Source organism: Roseovarius sp. MBR-154, assembly GCF_053628595.1.
The window spans coordinates 21,556-42,321 of record NZ_JBRJGR010000013.1; the positions used below are offsets into that span (position 1 = coordinate 21,556).

22 protein-coding genes are annotated in these 20,766 nt (G+C 60.3%); 6 read left to right on the forward strand and 16 right to left on the reverse strand.

The features are described 5' to 3' along the window. The 4 genes from ACSSV4_RS15185 (at position 1) to ACSSV4_RS15200 (ending at position 7,069) form a co-directional block, all read left to right on the forward strand. Positions 1-1,164, forward strand: coding sequence for a helix-turn-helix domain-containing protein (locus ACSSV4_RS15185; protein WP_454275979.1), 1,164 nt, complete (start codon positions 1-3; stop codon positions 1,162-1,164). 431 nt (positions 1,165-1,595) lie between these two features. Continuing rightward, positions 1,596-2,093, forward strand: coding sequence for a hypothetical protein (locus ACSSV4_RS15190; protein ID WP_127109579.1), 498 nt, complete (start codon positions 1,596-1,598; stop codon positions 2,091-2,093). A 240-nt stretch (positions 2,094-2,333) separates the two neighbouring features. Continuing rightward, entirely contained in the window at positions 2,334-5,057 is a 2,724-nt protein-coding gene (locus ACSSV4_RS15195) for an AAA family ATPase (protein WP_454275980.1), read from the forward strand. Then, positions 5,054-7,069 carry a DUF7017 domain-containing protein gene (locus ACSSV4_RS15200; protein WP_454275981.1) on the forward strand — a complete coding sequence of 672 codons (2,016 nt, stop codon included), beginning with the start codon at positions 5,054-5,056 and terminating at the stop codon, positions 7,067-7,069. The genes ACSSV4_RS15195 and ACSSV4_RS15200 overlap by 4 nt, the downstream gene beginning before the upstream one ends. A gap of 39 nt (positions 7,070-7,108) precedes the next feature. Here ACSSV4_RS15200 and ACSSV4_RS15205 read toward each other — a convergent pair whose 3' ends face one another. From ACSSV4_RS15205 to ACSSV4_RS15270, 14 genes are read right to left on the reverse strand one after another with little or no spacing between them, the layout of a single operon-like run. Then, on the reverse strand, positions 7,109-8,134 hold the full coding sequence (locus ACSSV4_RS15205; protein WP_454275982.1) for a type IV secretion system protein: 1,026 nt from the start codon (positions 8,132-8,134) through the stop codon (positions 7,109-7,111). Further along, positions 8,134-8,553, reverse strand: a complete 420-nt coding sequence (locus tag ACSSV4_RS15210) for a hypothetical protein (protein WP_090062948.1) — start codon at positions 8,551-8,553, stop codon at positions 8,134-8,136. Before ACSSV4_RS15210 ends, ACSSV4_RS15205 begins: the two co-directional genes overlap by 1 nt. A 15-nt stretch (positions 8,554-8,568) precedes the next feature. Next, a complete protein-coding gene (locus ACSSV4_RS15215) occupies positions 8,569-9,603 on the reverse strand; it encodes an ATPase, T2SS/T4P/T4SS family (protein WP_454275983.1) in 1,035 nt (344 codons plus the stop codon). A gap of 1 nt (position 9,604) precedes the next feature. Further along, entirely contained in the window at positions 9,605-10,930 is a 1,326-nt protein-coding gene (locus ACSSV4_RS15220; protein ID WP_454275984.1) for a TrbI/VirB10 family protein, read from the reverse strand. Next, positions 10,927-11,628, reverse strand: coding sequence for a TrbG/VirB9 family P-type conjugative transfer protein (locus tag ACSSV4_RS15225; protein ID WP_454275985.1), 702 nt, complete (start codon positions 11,626-11,628; stop codon positions 10,927-10,929). Before ACSSV4_RS15225 ends, ACSSV4_RS15220 begins: the two co-directional genes overlap by 4 nt. Then, positions 11,625-12,272: a virB8 family protein gene (locus ACSSV4_RS15230; protein WP_454275986.1), complete on the reverse strand. Its 648-nt coding sequence runs from the start codon at positions 12,270-12,272 to the stop codon at positions 11,625-11,627. The genes ACSSV4_RS15225 and ACSSV4_RS15230 overlap by 4 nt, the downstream gene beginning before the upstream one ends. Before the next feature lie 14 nt (positions 12,273-12,286). Next, on the reverse strand, positions 12,287-13,084 hold the full coding sequence (locus ACSSV4_RS15235; RefSeq protein WP_437161048.1) for a type IV secretion system protein: 798 nt from the start codon (positions 13,082-13,084) through the stop codon (positions 12,287-12,289). Continuing rightward, positions 13,081-14,247 (reverse strand): lytic transglycosylase domain-containing protein, encoded by a 1,167-nt coding sequence (locus ACSSV4_RS15240; RefSeq protein ID WP_454275987.1) that lies wholly within the window; start codon positions 14,245-14,247, stop codon positions 13,081-13,083. Before ACSSV4_RS15240 ends, ACSSV4_RS15235 begins: the two co-directional genes overlap by 4 nt. Before the next feature lie 4 nt (positions 14,248-14,251). Continuing rightward, complete coding sequence (locus ACSSV4_RS15245) at positions 14,252-14,467, reverse strand: hypothetical protein (protein WP_437161050.1); 216 nt, start codon at positions 14,465-14,467, stop codon at positions 14,252-14,254. Beyond that, positions 14,464-16,848: a VirB4 family type IV secretion/conjugal transfer ATPase gene (locus tag ACSSV4_RS15250; RefSeq protein ID WP_454275988.1), complete on the reverse strand. Its 2,385-nt coding sequence runs from the start codon at positions 16,846-16,848 to the stop codon at positions 14,464-14,466. Before ACSSV4_RS15250 ends, ACSSV4_RS15245 begins: the two co-directional genes overlap by 4 nt. Next, positions 16,838-17,116: a type IV secretion system protein VirB3 gene (locus tag ACSSV4_RS15255; RefSeq protein ID WP_009574151.1), complete on the reverse strand. Its 279-nt coding sequence runs from the start codon at positions 17,114-17,116 to the stop codon at positions 16,838-16,840. Before ACSSV4_RS15255 ends, ACSSV4_RS15250 begins: the two co-directional genes overlap by 11 nt. A gap of 9 nt (positions 17,117-17,125) precedes the next feature. Further along, on the reverse strand, positions 17,126-17,440 hold the full coding sequence (locus ACSSV4_RS15260; RefSeq protein ID WP_009574150.1) for a TrbC/VirB2 family protein: 315 nt from the start codon (positions 17,438-17,440) through the stop codon (positions 17,126-17,128). Further along, positions 17,437-18,120 carry a lytic transglycosylase domain-containing protein gene (locus tag ACSSV4_RS15265; protein WP_043872336.1) on the reverse strand — a complete coding sequence of 228 codons (684 nt, stop codon included), beginning with the start codon at positions 18,118-18,120 and terminating at the stop codon, positions 17,437-17,439. Before ACSSV4_RS15265 ends, ACSSV4_RS15260 begins: the two co-directional genes overlap by 4 nt. Then, positions 18,077-18,403 (reverse strand): hypothetical protein, encoded by a 327-nt coding sequence (locus ACSSV4_RS15270; RefSeq protein ID WP_010138156.1) that lies wholly within the window; start codon positions 18,401-18,403, stop codon positions 18,077-18,079. The genes ACSSV4_RS15265 and ACSSV4_RS15270 overlap by 44 nt, the downstream gene beginning before the upstream one ends. 245 nt (positions 18,404-18,648) lie before the next feature. On the opposite strand from ACSSV4_RS15270, the gene ACSSV4_RS15275 reads away from it, so the two are divergent. Continuing rightward, entirely contained in the window at positions 18,649-18,876 is a 228-nt protein-coding gene (locus ACSSV4_RS15275; RefSeq protein ID WP_057821041.1) for a hypothetical protein, read from the forward strand. A gap of 14 nt (positions 18,877-18,890) precedes the next feature. On the opposite strand, the gene ACSSV4_RS15280 is transcribed toward ACSSV4_RS15275, so the two are convergent. Both ACSSV4_RS15280 and ACSSV4_RS15285 read right to left on the reverse strand, forming a co-directional pair. After that, on the reverse strand, positions 18,891-19,211 hold the full coding sequence (locus ACSSV4_RS15280) for a type II toxin-antitoxin system RelE/ParE family toxin (RefSeq protein WP_017468227.1): 321 nt from the start codon (positions 19,209-19,211) through the stop codon (positions 18,891-18,893). Between the two features lie 5 nt (positions 19,212-19,216). Further along, entirely contained in the window at positions 19,217-19,459 is a 243-nt protein-coding gene (locus ACSSV4_RS15285) for a type II toxin-antitoxin system ParD family antitoxin (protein WP_008336111.1), read from the reverse strand. A gap of 473 nt (positions 19,460-19,932) precedes the next feature. On the opposite strand from ACSSV4_RS15285, the gene ACSSV4_RS15290 reads away from it, so the two are divergent. Continuing rightward, complete coding sequence (locus ACSSV4_RS15290) at positions 19,933-20,586, forward strand: hypothetical protein (RefSeq protein ID WP_074940749.1); 654 nt, start codon at positions 19,933-19,935, stop codon at positions 20,584-20,586. Positions 20,587-20,766 lie beyond the last annotated feature (180 nt).

Genomic DNA, 20,766 nt, shown 5'->3' on the forward strand with positions numbered 1-20,766 from the left:
ATGGCGTTCAAGGCAGAACTTCTCAAGAAGAAGCTGAAAGCAGAAGGGAAATCGCGCGACGAACTCGCCGCAGCGATCAAGAAGCATAAGCGCACAGTAAGTCGCTGGCTGGCGGGAACCAATCCGCCCAAGCCCAAGGATCTGGAGGCGATTGCCCGCGTTCTGAACTGCAAGCCTCAGGATTTCGATCCGTTCTTTGCCGACGTGGACTTGGGAGAAGTGTCCATCCAGGCCCATGTTTCTGCTGCGTCCCACAATGCCTACGAACTCATGCGTTGGCGTTATGGGGTCAGCCAGAAGCAGATCATGGAACTGGCACCAGTTCTCTTTTCCATTGTGGCCGGACATGCACTGAGAGTGCCGGTGCAGGACGACGAAGTAGCTCGCCTTGCCTTTGAAAACGGCCTCTCCGATCCGCGTCTACAAGGGGGGCACCTTGAGGATCAGGCCAGCAAGCTCAAAAAATGTTTCGGAATCGAGACGTCACACCCTGGCACAGAAACGTCGCGGAATCTGTTCAGCGAGGCAATCATTCGGCTGTCGGCGCAGATTTCAGACCATGTCGATACAAAGTGGTTCGTGGGGGCAGCGGCCGAAGAGGCCCCGAATGCGGCCGGATTTATATCGGACATTGAGCTCGTAGAGGCTCTCTCTGGGGGGCAACCGCAACTGGCTGAGGCCATCGCGAAAGGACGTATTCGGCTGTCCTCGGTTTTGCATCAGGCCAAGGAAGCCAAGGGCGGTGGCCTCTCGATTGAAGAGTTTGCTAAGGCCATTCGGGAAGCGCATGAGCAGGACATGGAGGATCAGCGGAAGGCAGGTCTCAAGAAGCTGAAGGCCTGGCGCGCGTTCTATGCCGAACGCCATCCGGAACTGGCCGCGGAGTACGATGCCCTCGTGGCGAAGCATTGCCATGAAGAAGGTTGGTACCCTGAGCGGTATACGGATGATGACCGTGTTCAAAGCTGGGTGAACCCGTTCCAGGAAGATCTGCATCTCAACGAAGATACGCTTTCTGAGTATCAGAGCCGCAAAGCTGCGGCTTCTGAAGGCGGCAAAATTGCCTTGGTTTTCCCGTTCGAAGATCCGATCTATCGCCGCTTTGAAGAACTCCAGCGTCACCGCTCCAAGCTTAAAAAACAGTTCGAGGGGGAGTGGGCATGATGGCTGTGTGTGCAGACGCGTCTTTCGTCCTCAGCAACCATGCGGCAACGCGTATGGCCCAACGGAGTATTCGGCAAGACAGTCTCGAACTTGTCCTTCTGCATGGGACACGGGTCAAGGCGCGGCATGATTGCGAGGAGTACATCTTGTCAGGACGGACCGTCCGGCACCTCACAGCCGCGGGCCTCGATGGGGAGATGATTGCAGCTGCGACCAAGGTGAGGGCGATTGTCGACGCCGCAGGTAATGTCGTGACCTGTTATCACCAGCGCAAAGGCCGATCACGACCGTTCCGCAGCAATTCCTGCCTTCGGAACACCAGGTACATCTGATTTTTCAAGGGACCGCAGAATGCGCTTCGTGTGGGTGGTACGCCCACGAACGATACCGCTGCGCGCTTATCTCAAGACCATGCAAGCGAAGGATGCAACATGTCCGCTATTATCTATCAATCCACAAAATTCTACCATGCGCGCGAACAGTATTTTGCCGTAGCAGGAGAGCACACGTTGCTCCGCTTGACCATTGGCAGCATCGGTGGCCACCAAGGCGGGGCCATCAAGACGGCCACCGCTAGCGATTTTGGCGCCCCGCCGATCTACCGGGACCGCGAAGCGTTGATCAACGCCCTGCAGGTCGGGATCCAGAACCTTGCCGGGGGCGAGGTGGACCTTTGCATCGACAGCGATGGCAAAGGCCGCAGGTTCGCCGAGATCTGCCTGTCCGGCACGAGGGATCAGTTGTTCGAAGCCCTTACTCTACTGGCCGATGAAATGGCCCGATATCTGGGGCAGCCGACAGAGGTCGACCACACCGCCGGCTGCAGCGATCTTCGCGATCTATATGACGACCTGTGCATTGCCGAGGGCGCGCCGATTTATTTGTCGGATGGCATGTATTTGGGATCTGACGGGCGGCTGCTCCAATGATGCAGGTAACGCAGTTCACATCCCAGCAGCCCGCATGCCGCGCGGCAAGTCCCGCTCTTCGACGATCGAGAGGTTGCCCTCACAGCGAGGCTTGTCTAGCCTCCAATTCAGTTGGTGGAATGTCATGCTTACCCCCTATTTCGGCCCGATTTCAAAGGCATACGATTCCAGGGTGATCTAGCGCAGAAGCCTGGAGACTATTTCCGCAAGAGATGCCGTTTGCCAGTAAAGGGGGACACCATGGATATGACGGGAAATCCAGAGCGCTTTGGCGTGTTGCTGCCTCTCTGGCCGGACCTGCATACCCTGGCAACCGAAGCAGAGCAGAATGCCGACAAGCTCCCTGATTTTTCGACCATCCGCCTACGCAGCTTTTCGGAGGCATTGGTTTGCCACCTTTTTCGCCACCATGGTTTGCAATTGAACGATGAAGAGAAGCAGTTCGACCGCCTGCAACTGCTTCAGCATAATGATCTTCTGGATCGGCGGATTCTGGGGCTTTTGCACACTATCCGGAAACTCGGAAACATCGCCGCACACGGAAAGCGTCCTGTATCGGTGGCTGAAGCCCGCGATCTGCTCGATGACGCCCTCTCGCTGACCGCTTGGTTCTGCCTTGAAATGCGCCCGGATATCGACTGGCAAGCGCGGGGACGTGCCGCGTCCATAACGCCGTCAGCATGTCATGAGACCTCGCAGGACATGTGCCCAGCCGACGCGAGGGAGAACATTGTCCAAAACCGCGACGCTGGCCTAGAGACCCTGGTCAGGCCACCGCAGACGCGGATCTCGTTGCGGGACATGTTCGAAGAGGAGCTCACGGCCGACCAGCAGAGGGGCATTTCGGCGCTCGATGGATTCCTCGCAGACGACACCCAGCGGGTGTTTCTGCTGAAAGGCTATGCGGGAACGGGGAAAACCTTCCTTGCGGGTGGTCTGACCGAGTTCTTGCTTGCCCAAGGGAGGATGTTCTCGCTTGCGGCCCCGACAGGGCGGGCAGCCAAAGTCATCACAAAGAAAACTGGGCAGTCAGCGCGAACGATCCACAGCCTGATCTACGACTATAGCGAGATGACCGAGCAGACCGAAGATTACGGCGATGGGTCGGCCACCTTCAAGATGATTGCCAAGGTCCGGAACAATGATGACCCGGTCGATGCCGTTGCCATCATCGACGAGGCGTCGCTCGTATCGAACGTGTATTCCGAAAGTGAATTCTTCCGGTCTGGCAGCGGACATCTGTTGCGGGATCTGATCGAGCACGTGGGTTCAACGCATTCAGGCAACGCCCGAAAGATCATCTTCATCGGCGATCCTGCGCAGCTGCCTCCGGTCGGCATGTCGACCTCTCCTGCCCTGGACGCGGATTACCTGCGTGAGACTTTCGGGCTTGATGCAACCAGCTACGAGTTGACTGAAATCGTCCGCCAGAAAGCTGAAAGCGCGGTAATCCGCAATGTCATGCCCCTGCGCGAAGGCGTCACCAGTGGACGCTTCAGCAGCCTGACTTTCTCTTTTGACGATGACGTCATCCAACTGCCCAAGGACAGTGTCACCCCTCTCTATATGAAGATCCGCGAAGGACGCGGCCCCCAGGCGCCGATCATCGTTACCCACTCGAATACCGAAGCCGCCAATTTCAACCGCGCGATCCGGGCAGTACTGTTTCCGGGCAAGGCGACAGTGGCGGCCGGTGACAGCGTGATCGTTGCGGCCAATGGCTTTTGCGGTCCTCATTACGTCGCCAATGGTGAAATCCTGCAGATCGACGCGGCTGAAGCGACGGTCGAGCGACGGTCTGTGCAGTTGCTTCAGAAGATCGGCAATAGCGACGTATCGGAACCCATTAATGTCGCGCTGAATTTTCGAGACGTCATGGTTGCGCTGCCGCAATCGGAAGGTGACGATCTCATCCTGAAGGCAAAGATACTCGACGATTTTCTGCACGGCGACGATGCTAGCTTGGCATCTGCGCAGCAGCGCGCCCTCTACGTCGATTTCCTCAAGCGCCACAAGCATATCGACCGGAACAAAGATCGTGATGCATTCCAGTTGGCCCTGCGTTCGGATCCGTATTTCAACGCTCTTCGCCTCAGGTTTGGCTATGCCATTACCTGCCACAAGGCGCAGGGCGGCGAGTGGAGCCATGTGATCGTCAGTTGCGCAACCCGGCAGAACCCGCGGTCATCGGACTATTTTCGCTGGCTCTACACGGCCCTGACCCGGACCAGCAGCAAGCTGTATCTTGTCGATCCGCCGGAGATCAGGCTGAAAGCGGCGGGAACCGGATGGGTTACGCCGTCTACCACAGAACCCGGCCCACAAAGCCCGGAGACCGGCCCTCCCGACCAGCGAACGATGGCCCCTGAACCAGATGGAGGGGCCCCCGCCCCGGCTTTGTCGCCGCAATCCCTGTTCCGCACCTGGCTTCAAACGGAAATCCGCAACAGGCTGGCCGACACTGGGGTCGAGATCGAGGACGTCGCTCACCACCAGTATCGAGAGGCGTATTTCTTCAAGCGAGGTGCTGACGCTGTTCGGATCGACATTGGCTACAAGGGAAACTGGAGTGTCTCTAGCGTGACCTGCCCGAGGCCTGACGGCTTCGCGGAGGAAATCATAGCTCGCATCGCTGGATTGTCGGGCCAGAAACCAGGAACCAGCAGTTCGAGCTCGGCCAGCGTGGGCGCGCCTGACCGCCCGTTCCTGCGGGATTTCCATGACCGGTTGATTGCTGCGCTGTCGAAGAAGGGCATCACGGTCGCCAACTTCAAGGAGCAGCAATGGAGCCAGCGCTACGTTCTTGCGCGCGGCCCGGATTCGGTGACAGTCGACATCTTCTACAATGGCAGGAACCAGCTGACACGGTTCATGCCAATCAATCCAGCTCCTAACCCGACAGCATCACTCGTTGACCTGCAGGATGACGTGAGAACAGTTATCACTGTTGAGGTTCACCCATGAGGTTCACCATTGCAACTCGGAGGGTAAATCGCTCAGGTGCCGCTTGGAACCATCGCTCCAAAGAGGTCACCGAACTTAGGAAAGGTGGCCAGCTTGCTGCTGCACATGCTCTCTCACTGGAGCGCATCGCTGATTCCGAGGCCGATGACTACGACCGCGCCGCCTATGCATGGTGTTTGATTGCGCTCGTGAAACAACATTCAGCCGATGGTAATCACAAGGCGCTGTCCGACTATCTGGACCAGTTGCGGCGCTTCGAAGTCCCGGCCTCAGACGCAATGCTGGCGGAGCATCGCGCGAAGGCTCTGGACCTCGCGGACCCCGACCGCCGTGCCATGCAGTCAGCTCGCATTCTGAGCAAGCAGGGAAAGCACGAGGAGGCCGCAAGGATCTACGCCGACCTTGATGCGAACGGAAACCTGGCACCAGAGGATCGGAAGGCGTGGGGGTGGGAACTCTACCGCCTAATCAAAGTCGAACTCGAACAGACGCAGGACGAGAAACTGTCTCCGCCAGTTGTTCAGCGCGTGAAGAGGAACCTGAACACCTATCTGAAGCTAGCGATTGGCGGCCCCGACCTTCTGCACAGCCTCATGCTGCGGCAAGCGTTGCGCCTGACAAAGGGCGAACAGCTCAAGCTTCTTCCTTTTCTTCGCCTCTGGAACCCGGATCAGTTCAACGACGAGGACTTCGACCGGCAGACGGGAAAGGACGGAAAGACCTACCCGTCCCTCGTCGAGCAGGTGATCCAGGCCGCGTCGGCCGAGGCAGCCCAGAGCGATCGCGTGGATGACTGCCAATTCATTTTGCCGCATGTGCAGGCCGCGATGAAACGCTTCCCGGATAACATCTGGCTCAAGTTCAATCTCACGAAACTACTGCGGGGTATTGGGCGTATTGATGAAGCGCTCAAGCTGGCCGTCGAATTTGCGCGCGAGAAGGCTTCTGAGTATTGGGCTTGGGAACTGATCGGTGACCTGGTGCCAAACGATATCGATCTGCGGCGCTCGTGCTATGCCAAGGCCCTGAGCTGTTCACAGGACGATAACTTCGTAGGGAAGGTCCGCCTCAAGTTCGCCGCTCTGTTGGAAGAAAGCCACCCTGCCGAAGCCCGCTTCGAGGCAGAGCGAATGATTGCACACCGCGCCCGCGCCGGATACGCGATACCCCGCGAAGCACAGAGTCTTGTTGAAAGACTTTCTGCGGTGACGCCAAACACGACTGATCGCGCCTTCTATGGCAGCCTGAGCGATGCGGCGGAAGCTTTGCTTTTCTCACACCTCCCGTGGACCGATGCGTGCCTCGGGGACGTTTTCACTATCGAGGGGCGAGATGGTCAGAAGCCTCGAAGGCGCCGCAGAATCTATGTGAAGGGGAATCCGTTCGCACTCGAGCTGAGCCTGCCCGACAGTCATCCGGACATCCGCAGGTTGGCCGAAGGAACGCCGATCAAGTTGCAATTAGAGACATCAAAGGCCGAACCAAAGCGCACAATAATTCACCGGATCAGCCGCCGGGAAGACGGCACACCCATGGACATCATGCCCTTTCGGGTTGGTGTCATCGACCACATCAACCATGGAAAGTCTCTGCTTCACGTCATCGTAGCACGCGGCGTGGATGGAACTTGCCCAATCTCACTTTGCCCGGGGCAGGTGGAGATTGGAACCACCGTCGCGGTTCGTCTTTCCCAGCACTTTTCGAAGAACGGCCTTCGCACGCGTATTCTCGAAATTGAACCCACCGAACAATCACCTTCTCCTGATGTCTGTCGCCCATTCCGCGAGGCAACGAACGTGACGCCGAGCGGGTTGGGGTTCACACGTGGGGATATCTTCATTCCTCCTCACATCATCACTGCTGAAGGGGTACAGGCGGGCGATCTAGTGGAAGGCGTGGCCGTTGCAAGTTTCGATAAGAAGCGTGGGAAATGGGGAATGAAGGCGATCCAGGCGAAAGTTGTCGCACGAAATCACTTCGACTTTGGAGGTGAAAACGATGACTGGGAATAGCCGTCGCAAAGCACAGAACTAGAGCAATTCTCTCTATGCTTATCTTCCCAATCGCTTTGCCCTCTCGGCCATCCTGACCACCTGCGCGCTCGCCGTCGCCGCGGCGCTCTTTACCGCAGCAGGAGCGTGTACAGTTCCACGTCCAATCGCCTCACCCGTCGTGAGCGCCCCTATCCGCGCCCTGCCCTGGACACCAGATGTGTTAGCCAGCCCTCGCAGTACCCCTGCGGACCCGCTGACGATCGCCGGTGGCGCCGCCACCATTAGGTTTCCCGAGATGCCGCGAACGATCAGGGGTGTTGCTGCTACAAATCCTTTGGCCAGGAAAACCATGACGAAGAACGGCACGAGCGATCCGATGTTGGTTGCCGAGTTCGGATCACCGAGCTGGGCTAGCAGCGAATTCGCCATGCCGACGACGGTAGAGAACATTGCTGCGATTACGATGGGGTAGAAGGCATAGCTGACTGTCGTCGAGACCCATCTGTGGAAGAAATCCTTGGTTGCATCGAAGAGCGACAGCGCGATCATGATCGGTGCGAGGCCCAGCATCAGGGTCAGCATCATCTTGGCGAAGATGAGGACGATCCCGGTCATGAAGCCAAGGAGGCTGAGGAGCACCAGGCCGATCCCACCCAGGATCGCGCCTGTCATCCAGTTCAGATTGCTGCCGATCGCGTTCAGATATGTCGCGAAGCGCTCGATCAGGTTGTCGAACTCTCCTGCGAAATGGGTTGCGCCTGCGCCACCCCCGCCAACGGACGACACCAGCGCGCCCGCCACATAGTCGAGGCCCCCGATCACAGCGTTGGATACCGCGTTGAAATTGGCCCAGTTGAAGGCGAAGAGGCCTATCAGTGTCAGCTTGATGAGATACCAGAAGAAGCTGGCCCCATCCATGCTGCGGAACTGGAATGCCATGTTGATGCAGACGCCAATCAGAGAGAGGGTAACCATCAGCAGGACGATCGTGCCGGTATTGCTTGCCACTGCCCCGAACTGGGACTCGGCCGCATCGACAAGGAACGCGTCTGCGGTTCCGACCATCCAGCTGACGACGCCCATTACCAGTTGCCCTGAGCTTCGCAGATTTCCTGAACTGCCAACCGTAGATCATTCCGCTGCCTTCTGATGTCCCGCTGCGCGGTTGTGTGTTCCGCAGCCGAGTCCAGAAGGTACTTTTCATCGAATTCCTCAGAGGCATCTTCCCAGGACGGGAAGCGGACATCGCAAGCACAGTTGCCTGTCTCGACAATCTGTTCCCATGCCCGAAGTTCATAAAGGTCCATCAACGTCAGCGCCTTGTAGGCTTCACGCGGATTGATTTCGTCCATCCAGGTCGGGCGCGCCGGACGATCGTTGCAGATCCGGTACTGTTGAGGCGACATATCGACCGTGAGATCGCTTGAGACCTGAGGCGAAGTCTGCGCCACAAGGGGGCCCGCCAAGGCGGCAAGCATGAGTGCGAGAATTGGTTTTCGCATCTGGGGTGTTCCTTTCTACTCAGCGGCGACGGAGGGGCTCTTGTTGCCTCTGCCGTCGACCGTGTCGAGGTTCGAATCTGTTGTTTGTCCGGGGAGGAAGAACTCGGTGATTCCGCGCGCGCCTTCATGGCGGCCTGCCTGAATGATCACGTCGATCGAGCCCTCAATATAATCGATCATGTCGGCATAGGTCATTGGCACATCGGTTTTCAGGGCGGCGATGGCGAGGCGACGAACGGCAAGTTGTGGGGTCTCGGCATGCAGCGTGGTCAGCGATCCACCGTGGCCGGTGTTGATTGCCTCGAGAAACGTCATCGCCTCGCGCCCGCGGACTTCACCCAGGACGATCCGGTCGGGTCGCATGCGAAGCGTTGAGGCCAAGAGCACATCGGCACTGCGGGCATCCGTGTCCCGGTCAGCGATCAACGTCACTACATTGGGCTGCTCGGGGCGCAGCTCGGCCGCCTCCTCGATGGTGATGATCCGCTCTTCGGGCGGGATCAGCGAAAGGATCTTGCGCGCCGCGACCGTCTTTCCGGTCGATGTGCCGCCCGAGACGATCATGTTGAGCTTGTTCTCGACGCAGAAGTGCAGGGCGGCGTTGATGTCGCCGGATGTCACCACATCGCGCAGCGCGGCGTTACGTTCGCGGCGCAGGCCTTCGAGGCTGCGCTCCTTGCCGAAAAGGAATCCGAGTTTGATCTTCTCAAGCGGCAGGGAGGAAAAGAACCTAAGAGAAATCGAGAAACCGCCCTCGACTGCCGGCGGCTGGATCACCTGCGCACGGATCGGGCGATCTCGATACAGGATCGAGACAGAGACGATGGGCTTCTTGGTGCTGAGCGTGGTCGAGGCTGCTGAGGCGATCTGGTTGCCGAGGTCCTTGATCTCGGTCTGGCTCAGCGGGCTGCCGAGACCTCGCATGAAGTGATCGCCCTGGAATTCGCCCCAGACTTGTCCGTCGGGATTGATGCAGATCTCGATCGTGTCGTCGCGCAGGACCTCGGGGCCGAAACGGTCGAGCGACGCTTCCAGATAACTTGCAGCCATGTCAGAAAATCTCGAGGTCACGATCAACCATGACCGTGATCCGTGTACCCTGATCGACATGTATCACGGGCCGGATCACCAGATAGTCCTGCATCACGCTTTGCGTACTATCGCGCAGGTCCGTGCCGACATCGCTTGCAACATCGGCCGCCGCCTCGCTGTCGATTTGGCCCGCTGCAGCCGCAGGCAGGGCGCCGATCAAGGAGATCAGCGCGGCGGAGCCGAAGCGTTGCGCGAAACGGGTGTCGACAAACCCGGTGGTGCCAGTACGGCCGAGTTCGTCTCCACCGAAGGCGCTGATCTGCACGGTCTGATTATCGGGCAAGATGATCCGGTCCCATGCCACCATGACGCGCGATTGGGCGAGTGCGACATCGGAGCGGTAGCGCCCGATCAGCCGCGCGCCGCGCGGAATCAGGATACGCGTTCCATCGAAAGAATGGACGTCTTCCGAGACGATGGCGCGGATCGCGCCGGGCAGTGTGCTGTCGAGGGCCGTCTCTGTCACAGCCTGAATCATGGTGCCCTGAACAACCGTGTTCGATGGGTTCGCGATCACTTCGGCACGTGTCACCTGCGCAGGTTGTGCGCCCGAACGAACAAAGGCTTCATCTGCATTCAGACGTGCGGCTTCCAGCGTATTCTCCCTGTCCGCATCCGCGCCCATCCCGGAGAACGCGATCATAGGAGACGCTATACGCTCTGCGCGGGCCTCAGCTTCAGCAGCGCGCCGCCTTTCGAGTTCGGCCAGCCGCAATTCTTCTTCACTTGGTCCCAATGAGGTCGGCTCTGGTGGTGCAAGCCGAGCAAGTTCCAAGTCCATGCGGAGCTGATCCAATTCGCGATCCCGCTCGGTCAGCTGCCGCTCGAGGGCACGCTGCGCCTCGGCGGATGCTTCCTGTAGGGTGGCAATTTGCGCCGTCAGGTCCGCAATAGCCTGCTCCGCCCCGCTGTCCGCGGCCTCGGCCGGTCTTGCGCGCAGTTCCTCGAGTTCCGCTCTCAATGTCGCAAGACTTTCCATCAGCGCGAGTTCCGACTCGCTCGGACCTGTGTCCGCAGGCGGGGCTTGGCTGGGCTCCGGGGCAGAAATCGGCGCCAGATCTCCGAATCCGGGGCCGCTGCTCTGGAACTCTTCCGGCGCGGCTGTCGCCATTGGTGCTTCTGCCGACGGCTGTAGGGCAGCCCACGCCAGACCACCTACTGCCGCGATGCCGACGACTCCAAGGATCGCGGCAAGCGGTGCAGGTCGCTTGTTTGCCTTCGCTTTGCCTGTCGAACCTTCGAGAGCCGCGAGGCGCGCGGCGAGGTCTTCCGTACCTTCGGTCATGATGTGGCCTGCCCTGCGTTCTGGACGCAAACCACATCTTCGCCAAGGCGAAGGACCCATTGTCGGTTGACGCCAGACACGCGGATGACGCCGTCACTAGAGGTGTGGCTGTTCACCGCGCGTTCCCTTCCGTTCGAATATCGGAAGATGGCGGGCACCGGCGCGTTCCGTGCAAACCGGAAATACGTGAAGGTACCATCATCCCAGATGGCCGTCGGCGTGAACTCTTCTCGGGCGCTGACCGCATAATTTGCGTTCGGCGCATCGGCCGCAACCGCCCTGGTGGGTTGCACGCGGTTTTCAGGATAGCGGAACTGCACGACATAATGCGGCGTCTCCCGGGCTTCGACGACATGGAAGTAGTAGGAGCGGCGGTTGGTGTAGACGGTGATGTTGGTGGCGACGCCAGATGCTGTCGGTTTGATGGCGAAGGCACGGCCACCCGGGACACCGTCGAATTGAAACCCGACCGTATCGCCGGCGATGATCGAGCGGATGGTTTCGCCCTCACCGAATTCGACTGTGGTGACACGGGTCAGAGTCGTGACGACACGGTAAACCTGGCCCTCAGTCCAGGTCGCCACGCGCACGCGATTGTCGTGCGAGCCTGGGCGGGGGGTGGTCTCGGCCAAGGCAGTTGTTCCCGCGAACGCGAGAATGCTGGCGGCTAACAGCGTAGAGATTGGAGTGCGAGTCATTCGGAACGGTCCGATCGGATGGCATATTGGGTAACAGTGAAGCCGAAAGGGTTTTGCCAGACATCGTCGATCGCGCGGGTCCGCTCGGGCCGGAATTCGAACATCAACGTGGCAGTGAACGATCCATCCTGTACCCCTTGCGGGCTTGTCAGGCGCTTTCTGAGCCGCACCTGGGCGCGGTTATCGCCAATAAGGGTGATCGATGCGATCTCAACGGCCATCTCGGCCGCAGCCCCGTAACGCGTCGGCGGATAGCTGTCCTGCCCCGATGTCCACATCGCGCGCATGTTGGCCTCGGCCGATCCGGAAGACTGTGCGAGGACACGGCGGACACGAAGATCGTTGTCGAGCTGGTTGTAGGTCTCGCGGTCGAGAATGTAGCGGTAGATTTGCGCTTCGATCACGGCAGGCCGTTCGGCGAGCGACACGGTTTCAACCATGGCATTGGGGAGCGCCATCCCGGTCGCCGGATCGTAGGGCACAACCACGGGAGGCGGCGTCTCGACCATCAGAGCGACAGCCGCAGCCGTCAAACAGCCGAATACGCCAAAGCCGGCCCCGGAAATGCCGATCATCCGCCAAAGCTGTTCCCGGCGCAGGGCACCGTAGACAAGTTCCTCTTCCACGAGTTCGCGCGCACTCATCACCCCTGCCCCACTCATGGCTCAAGATCCGGCAAGGTGAAGTCCATGTAGCGGCGTTCTTCGGCAACGGTGGCGGCGTCGACCACGCCTGCATTGCCTGCGCCGAGGGTTTGGATCGCTTCCAGCTCCCACATCCGGGTCATGGCGATGGCAAGTTCCGCCGTGACGCGTGTGTTATGATCCATCGAGGCTTTGAGATCTTCCATGTCCGGGATCATCTCGACCAGACGTTCCACCCGTTCGAGCGACTGTTCCGCCTCTGCGTGGCTGTTCTGCGCCGCTGCCGACATCACAGCACCAGTGGTTGCCCGGGTGGCCACGCCTTCAGCTCCCGGATTGCCGCTGGTGGCGATCTCGCGGAGAGAATCTTCGTCGAACCCTGCACTTGCCAGCGCCTGTTCCATCTGCGTGCGCATGGGCCCGGCATTGGGCCCGATGAGCGCGCTCCAATCGCCCGCCTGGATGCCTCGGATCAGGCCGGGGATGTCTTCGAAGTTGGCCTCAAGCAAGGTGTCGAGGTCCCCGCCCATGGCAAGCCCGAGGATGCTGCGCGGCCCGGTGAGCGAGGCATACATCTCGTTCAGCTGATCGAGTTGGCTTTGCAGCATGTCCAGTTGCTGCAACGCATTGTCCAGAAGATCCGTCTGGATCCCGAAATCCTGCAGCATCTGTTGAAGCTGGCGGATTTCCTGAGCAATGTTCTGAGTGTCCACCGTGGGCACACCCTGTGCCGCGACAGGTCCGGTGACATTGAGGGCAAGCGCGAGAGCGATGCTACCGGCGAAAAGGGAACGGGGCAGGCGCAGGTTCAACGCAAATCCTCCTGACTAAAATCCATGTATTGCCGCTCGGCAGCTTGCGCTGCCGCCAAGGCGATCTGTTCGGCGCTGAGTGGCTCGGTTCGGGCGGCCTTGATCCGGGTCCGGATTGCGACCAGCCGGGCCAGTTCGGCCCGGGCATAGGTGTTGAGCGCGATGGCCTCGTGGAGATCCTCGGTCTCACCAATGCGGGTGATGATGTCCTGAACCCGCAGGGCGGCGGCACGGACCGAGACCAGCGAATAGTCGCCATAGACCCCTGCGCCGTGGGCCGAGAGGCTGAAACTCGCGTTGGCGAGGAGCACAGGGTTGATGGTGCCGAGCGCGTCGATGCCGCCTACGGCCGCGAGGTAGCTGTTGTACTGCTGCGGGATCACCACGACATAATGCTGGGTTTCCGCGAAGGGTGGCACACCGCCATAATCCTGCACATTGCCCGGCCCGGCGTTATAGGCGGCGAGCGCATGGATAATGTTGCCATCGAACATGTTCAGCATTTGTGCGAGGTATCGCGCACCGCCGGTGACCTGCAGATAGGGGTCGTCGTAGTAGGCCGGGTAGATCCCGAGATCGCCCGCGGTACCGGGCATGATCTGGGTAAGTCCGAAGGCCCCCACGGGTGAGCGTGCCCCGATCTGGAAACGGCTTTCCTGCCAGATCAGCGCCTGCAAGAGACAGCGCCATTGCAGGAGCGTAAGACCTGCGCGGCCGACCCCGGACAGACTATGGGTGTCGCGTGCTGCGCGGATGATCAGCTCCTCGATCCCCTCCCTGGCATCGCCGAACATCCGCGCTGCCGCTGGATTGGTGTCCTCGGGCGCATAAAGACTGGCGGCCGCGCTTTCGACGTCGTCAATCGCCCCCTGCCCCGCCTCGAGCCCCGCCACGGTTCCGGCCACGTCTCCAGCGCCAAGCGACATGGCATCCATCAGCCCTTCGAGGGAGGCGAGTTGCTGGCGCTCGATTTCGGCCAGTTCCTCCTCGCGGCTTAGCCGGTCCTGCTGCAGTGCCAGGTCCCGATCGGTCTGCTCAAGGATGGCCTGCCGCTCTGCGAAGAGGCGCAGATCGAAGGTCGGCACGCCTTGGGCGACCGCTGGCCCCGCCGTGGGACCTGCCAGTGCAAAGCCGATCATCGATAGAGGAAGCCAGGTCCGCATTGGCTCAGCCGCCCGCCCCCAATAGGACGAAATCGCAGGCCGTGTCGCGGCGCGTAACCTCCGCCCCCATGGTCGAGATCGTGGCGGTGGCGGTTCCTGCCTGCGCAGGAGCCTCGCGAAAATTGAAGCAGTTGGCTTGCGGGGGGTTATGCTGCGCACAGGCTGTCAGGGTCAGGCCGAGCCCGAGCAGCACGACGCCGCGAATGATGGTACAGGTCATGTCACTCTCCAGAAATCAGGACGTTCGCGATAATCGGCGCCGACAAGCGCTTCGCCCTTCTCCATTCCGCCAAGGATGGTCACGAGCGGGCCAAGCGCGCTGAGATCGGCATCGATCACGACGGAACCACGGTCGTCGCGTACAAGCGCGAGCCGCGAGGCCGAGCCGACGCCCAGAAGCACGTCGAGCTCTTTCTCGGTCAGGCCGAGCATCGCGTAGTCAGCGGCGGAAGCACGAATGTTGGGCAAGAGCACCTGCGTCGGCACCGCTTCCACGATGGTCTTGCCGGTGCGCGTGCGCTCGAGCTGGCTGGCATATTGCGTCATCATCACGACGACGGCGTTCTGTTTGCGGGCGGTCACCAGCCAGTTGCTGAGTCGCTCCGCAAAGTAGGCGTTGTCGAGGGCTTTCCATGCCTCGTCGATGACGATGATGGTGGGCTTGCGGTCCTCGATCACCCGCTCGACCCGGCGGAAGAGGTAGGACAGGACCGCCATGCGTTCCCGCTCGCTCTCGGAATCGAGGATGCCGGTGAGGTCAAAGCCCGCGACGTCTCCATCGATGCTGAAACTGTCCTCGGCATTGGCCCCGAAGATCCAGCCGTAGCGACCATCGGCCGTCCATTCCTGCATACGCTCGAAGAGATCGCCCTCGTCATCGGTCGAGACCAGCAGCGAGGCAAAATCCGACCAGTTTCGTAGGCCCGCATGTCCTGCGCTCGCGTTCTGGCGCACGACTTCCTGCAATCGGTTGGTCTGAACCGGGGTTAGCGGTCGATCGCGCCGCTCCAAGAGGCTCGCGAGCCAATCAGCAAGCCATGCCTGGCCCCGCACGTCGATCTCGGTCTGGAGCGGATTGAGGCCCGTGGGGCGCCCCGCCCGCACGGTCGAATAGCTGCCGCCGAGCGCGCGGACGGCCATCTCCATGCCCGCGCGATAGTCGAATACGAAGACCCGCGCACCTGCCCGCCGTGCCATGGTCATCAGGAAAGCCGCCAGGACGGATTTGCCAGAGCCGGGACGGCCGAGGATCAGCGTGTGGCCTCCCGTGGGCTCGCGATCCGGCGCGCCCTGTTCGTGGAAGTTGAAGCGAAAACCGCTGCGCTCGGGCGTCGGGAAGAGTGTGATCGGCACGCCCCACGGCACTTCCCTACCAGTCTTGCCAAGCGGTGTGCGGTGAAAGGTGGCGAGATCGGCGAAGTTGTGGTTCGTGATCGCTGCCTTGCGGCTGCGCGCCCCGGTATTGCCGGGATGTTGCGCCATGAAATGCGCCCGCGCCCCGAAGGCTTCCGAGATCAGGTTGATCCCGGAAGTGGCGGAGATGTTGCGGATTTCGGCCGCGATGTCGTCAAGCGTCGTCTGGGTGCGGGCATAGACGGCCACGGTCATGTGGTGCTCGCCAAATATCAGACGTTTGGATTCCAGATCGTCCTGCGCGAGTTCCAGTTCCTGCGCGAGGCTGACGGCTCCGTCATTAGCGGCCTGCATAAGCCGCAGCTGCCGCTTGATCCGGCCCGCCATGATGTTGGCGTTGATCGGCACAAAAGAGTGCGTGACCACCATGTCGACGGGCAGATTCAGCTCGTCGAGCATCAGGCTGTCCGTCTTGGCCGGGTAGTTCTTCACCGCAAAGATCGCCCCGAGCTTGTCGCCGACGGCACCGTCTGAGAGTGCGATGGTCGTGCCGCGGAAGGTGACGCGCGTATTGGCTACGTCCTCGGCAATCACACCTAGGCGCGACAGGGGGAAGAGCGGGTGCTCCTCGCCCGTGTTGAGTGAACCGAGGAAGCCCAGAAGCTCGCCGGTGCTTGCAGCCAGCAGGCGAGGCTTCAGCTCATCGAAGGAGGACAGCAGAAACCCCACAACCTCGTCGAGCTTGCGCAAGCGGCGGGTGGTGTCGGCCGCATGTCGCGAGCGAGACGCCCCAAGTCCGAACGGCAAGCGGCTGCCGGTCTCAGGTCGCTTCAGCACCGTCAGGGTCAGCGTCTTGTCGCGCAAACCCGCGCGGCCGAGATGCGCGTGCCATCGTTCGTCGACGGCAGCCGCAAACCCTTCGCCCGGAACGGGCGGCAGGGTCACATCGACCGCTTTCGAGACCTTGTGCAGGTAGAAAGAGAACTCGGTCCCGACTTGCGCCACGATGCCAGCCAGCAACGCTCCGATCCGGTCGAGATGCCCGTCCTCGCTCGTGGTGCTGTTCACCCCTTCGAGGCGGATGCACTGCATCAGTTCGTTGCCGCGTGTCCGGATCGTTCGGTCGTTCACGAGGCTCACATAGGGCAGCATCATTGAGAGCCGCTTCTCGCCCTTGACCCATGCGGGTAGCGCGGTCAGCGGATCGATGGCGTTCTCAACCTCATCGGCAATTCCATCACGGGGCATAGCTGTCGCCTCCGTGCAGCTTGCGGTTCGTCGTGGGCGGGGTTTCCTGCAGGGTGATCACCAGGACATCGAGGAAGTTCGGATCCCAGTCCGCGGCCTTCCAGAGCGCCGGCCAGGCCAACCCCGCGAACACAGCCACCACCCAGCTCTGCACCCAGAGGAACAGAAGCGTCGAGCCGAAGAGCCAGACCATGGCGTACATGATCGGCAAGCCCATCAGCTTGGGTGGCCTGAGAAGACCGATGAATACGCGGGACTGGTCAGCCATGGATGGAGCTCAGGTGGTCCAGATGGCGGCGACGATGGTGGGTGCTGCGGCGATGCCGGCGATTGCAACCACGACCCAGAGCGCCTGACGAAAGTCGAGGATGCCAAAGAGCCAGGAAAGGAACACCCCGATCAGCGCGAGCGTGCCAATCACGATCCCCAAGGGACCGGTGATCGCATCGACAATGCCTTGAAGCAGGGTCTGTACCGGCGAGAGGTCGATGCTCTGCGCGAGCGCTGGACCTGCCAGCACGATAAGGGCCATCGCGCCGAACGCGGTGATCGCCCGCGTGCGGAGCACGCTTTGACGTTTCCTCGATGTCATGAAAGATCTCCTCTGAGCCGCTCAAACACGGCAGTCACACGGGCCACATGCCCTTGGGTTTCGCGAAAAGGGGGAATGCCGCCGTGGCGTGTGACCGCCTCAGGGCCAGCGTTGTACGCCGCAAGGGCCAGAGAGCCCTCGCCGAACTGGTCGAGCATCATCAGCAGGTAGCGGGCTGATCCGTCGAGGTTTTGCGCAATGTCATGTGGGTCCACGCCGAGGTCGCGGGCGGTATCCGGCATAAGCTGCCCGAGGCCTATAGCCCCGACAGGGCTACGTGCAGCCGGATTGTATGCGCTCTCGACTTCGATATTGGCCCGGTAAAGGAGCGCCCAATCAGTGACGGAAAGCCCTGCGCGACGCAGCGCACCATGCCCGGCATACCGCAGAGCCGTGGTCTCGATCGCATGGAGGATTTCTGGGGTGGCGCGGGCGGCGGATCGAGCCGGGATCGCTGTCTCGCTCGTTGCGTCAGGAACGCGAGGTTCTGCGAAGAGAAAAAGACGCCCGTTTGCCTCTTGAGAAGAGGAAATCAATTGGCCGTCAGGACCAACCGAGAAGATGAAACCGTCGGCCAGGGCCGGGGGCGCGGAACAAACGCCTGTACCCAAAGCAACGACGAGCGCAGTCGCGCGGTCAGCTGCCTTTGACCGGAGGCGCGGCGTGGCGCTCGCGGCCACCTTCTTCAAGTGGGATGCTAGCGGTCGTACAGCCCATGTCGGCCAGGAAACTGACAAGGCCAACGATGGTTTTGAAGTCGCGGAGCTTGAGGACGCTTCGGCTGGTGACGAGCATCTTATCGTCACGCCCATCAGTGGCGACGGCGCGGATGACCCACGAGCCGTACCAGCTGTTATGGCGCTTCTCTGCTCTCTCCTTGCAGACCACCTCAATGAGGTAGCCCTCGGCGAGCAAGCCGCGCAGTCCGTCTTCTGTAACCACATTCGGGGCTTCTTCTATCATGGCCTTCCCTTGGGTCCTTGTTCTGCCTGGGTGCAGTATCAGGCCCACGGGGTCGCAACACCGTGAGCGATACAAAACAACATTAATGATAGCAAGACAATAATAACGTGTTGACGAAGTTCGCCTTGCTCCGATAACGGTGATAGCCGACAGAATGATAATCTTAAAGGCGGCAAAGGAGTTTTGCCCTGCGGTTGTTTATTGCGCGCAACGCACCGTTGCTGTTCGCGTTCCTGCTTGGAAGCATGCCGATAGCCGCGGCAGCAGATTGCGTACCTCCCGAACGACCGTTCTTGCCTCAGTCGCGAGAAGACATTCGTGCCTATGCCGATCTGCTGCGTTCTGATTTCGAGGACTACATTGCCGACATTCAGGAATACTTCCGCTGTCTTGATGCCGAGCGCCAACGGGCGTTTCAGGAGGCGCGCGAGGTCAGTGAAGACTATGGAAAACTGATCGAGCTATTGGACTGAGCAACCGCATGGGCTTAACCGCCGTCGAGATCCTCGTAGTAGACGAGTGCGGGCATGTTGCGGCGCTGATGCACGATGCGCAGGATGACTGCCGCGCCATCCGCCGCATCGAGCCGCTTGTAGAAGATCACGTGTCGCTGGCAATTGACGGACCGCATCCCCGGGACAAAGAGACTCCTGTCCCGGCCCGCGTCGGGATCCCCAGTGATCCGCTCGAAGGCGGTGACCAACTGGCGGTAATAGACGAGCCATTGGTCCCTGCCCCATGTTTCGACGGTGTAGGTGCGTATCTCTTCAAGGTCGGACTTGGCCTGTCCGGAAAGCCGAATCGTCATTCGGGTCAGCGATCAAACGCATCCGGTTCGAAGGCTTGGGCATCGAACTCGGCGAAATCCCCATTCTCGGCCAGGGTGGCTGCCATCTCGAGATCGGCCTTGAGGGCATAGAACTGCCGCGCGCCATCCTTCTCCATCAGCATCCTTACGCCGGCGCGCACGACTTCGCTCAGATTGGCGTAGGCGCCGGACTCGATCTGCGCCTGCACATATTTCTGCATCGGTTCGGTCAGGTGGACGTTTGGCATCAGACTCTCCTATCCATGCTCAATCGTATCAGATACTGCCATAAGTCTTCAAGCGCATGTTCGATCCCAACATAGGCCACAACACAGGATCGTTGCTCCACCCGCCCTTCCGTTCCCGGATTCCAGCCGGAGAACCGGGCTCGACAGTTTTCCGACACTGCCCTTCCCGGGACCATGGGCGCTGCGACACGCCGTTTGACGGGCTCATGCGGTCTGTTCTTCCGTGACCGGTTTCGTGGCCGTATTGGAACGCCATATTTTCTTTTTGTAACAGTTGTTTGTTTGGCAATGGACGTGAAAGGAGGCCGCAATTTTGGCCGCTTCCAGGACGCCTCAAGAGCTCAAACCGTCATCAGATCTTGGAAGCCGTCACGCGACACAAGCGAACAATCGCAAGTCGCCATCAATCAAATCGCCTTGCTATCGGTAATGTTGTTTCGTATCGCTGCACCATTATAGATGGAGTCGGCATCATGAAGCACGTGATCCACGGCGTGGCAACAGCCACGGCAATAAGCATATCCGGACTAATGGCCTCGTCAGGTCCGGCTCAGGCCTATCAAGTGGACTGTGCGATCCTCCTGTGCCTTGCGGGCGGCTGGCCTGCCTCCGCGCCCTGCGCCCATGCCAGAGCGGTCTTTATTCGGCGGATCACGCCATGGCCGATCGAGCCGCCCCTACAAATCTGGCGGTGTCCGATGGGTGTGTCGTTCAACGAACCAAGTCCGTTGTCGCCTATGGAACGCCTTTATGACATCACGTTTCGCGATCCGCCCGAACCGCAGGTATCGACTCCGATACCCCTTGTTCGCGTCCAGGCGGATGAACAAGCCGACATCGACATCTCAGGCGACGCCTTTGATTTCGTGCGCAGCATTCGCGTCTATCACATTCAGTACCGCCAGCATGAAAACCGAGATGGCGACTGCAATCGCACCGATTCCACGCGATTGGGGTCCTACGGAGTGCAGGGCGACTACCGATGGACAAGATCCAACGTGGGCCAAGTGCCGGCTGCATCTGGCCTGAGCATCCCGAATGGATGCGGCAGCTACTTCTACCGCTCCGTCTTCGTCGACTGGCGTGATCACGCCGGGAACTATGGTTCTGAAGAAGTTCGCTACTGACAAAATCTGCACGCGGTCTTGCCGCGCGCGTCATCACAACCCCGCACGAAAGGCTGTGCAAAGCCCCCAAAAAGGAGACGACGCCAGACCGTGAAGCCTGACGCCGTGCTAGAAAACTCCGTGAACAAGAGTTTCCTAGCGCACCGCCAAAACACCTGCAACCAGCAAAGTTGTTTTGCT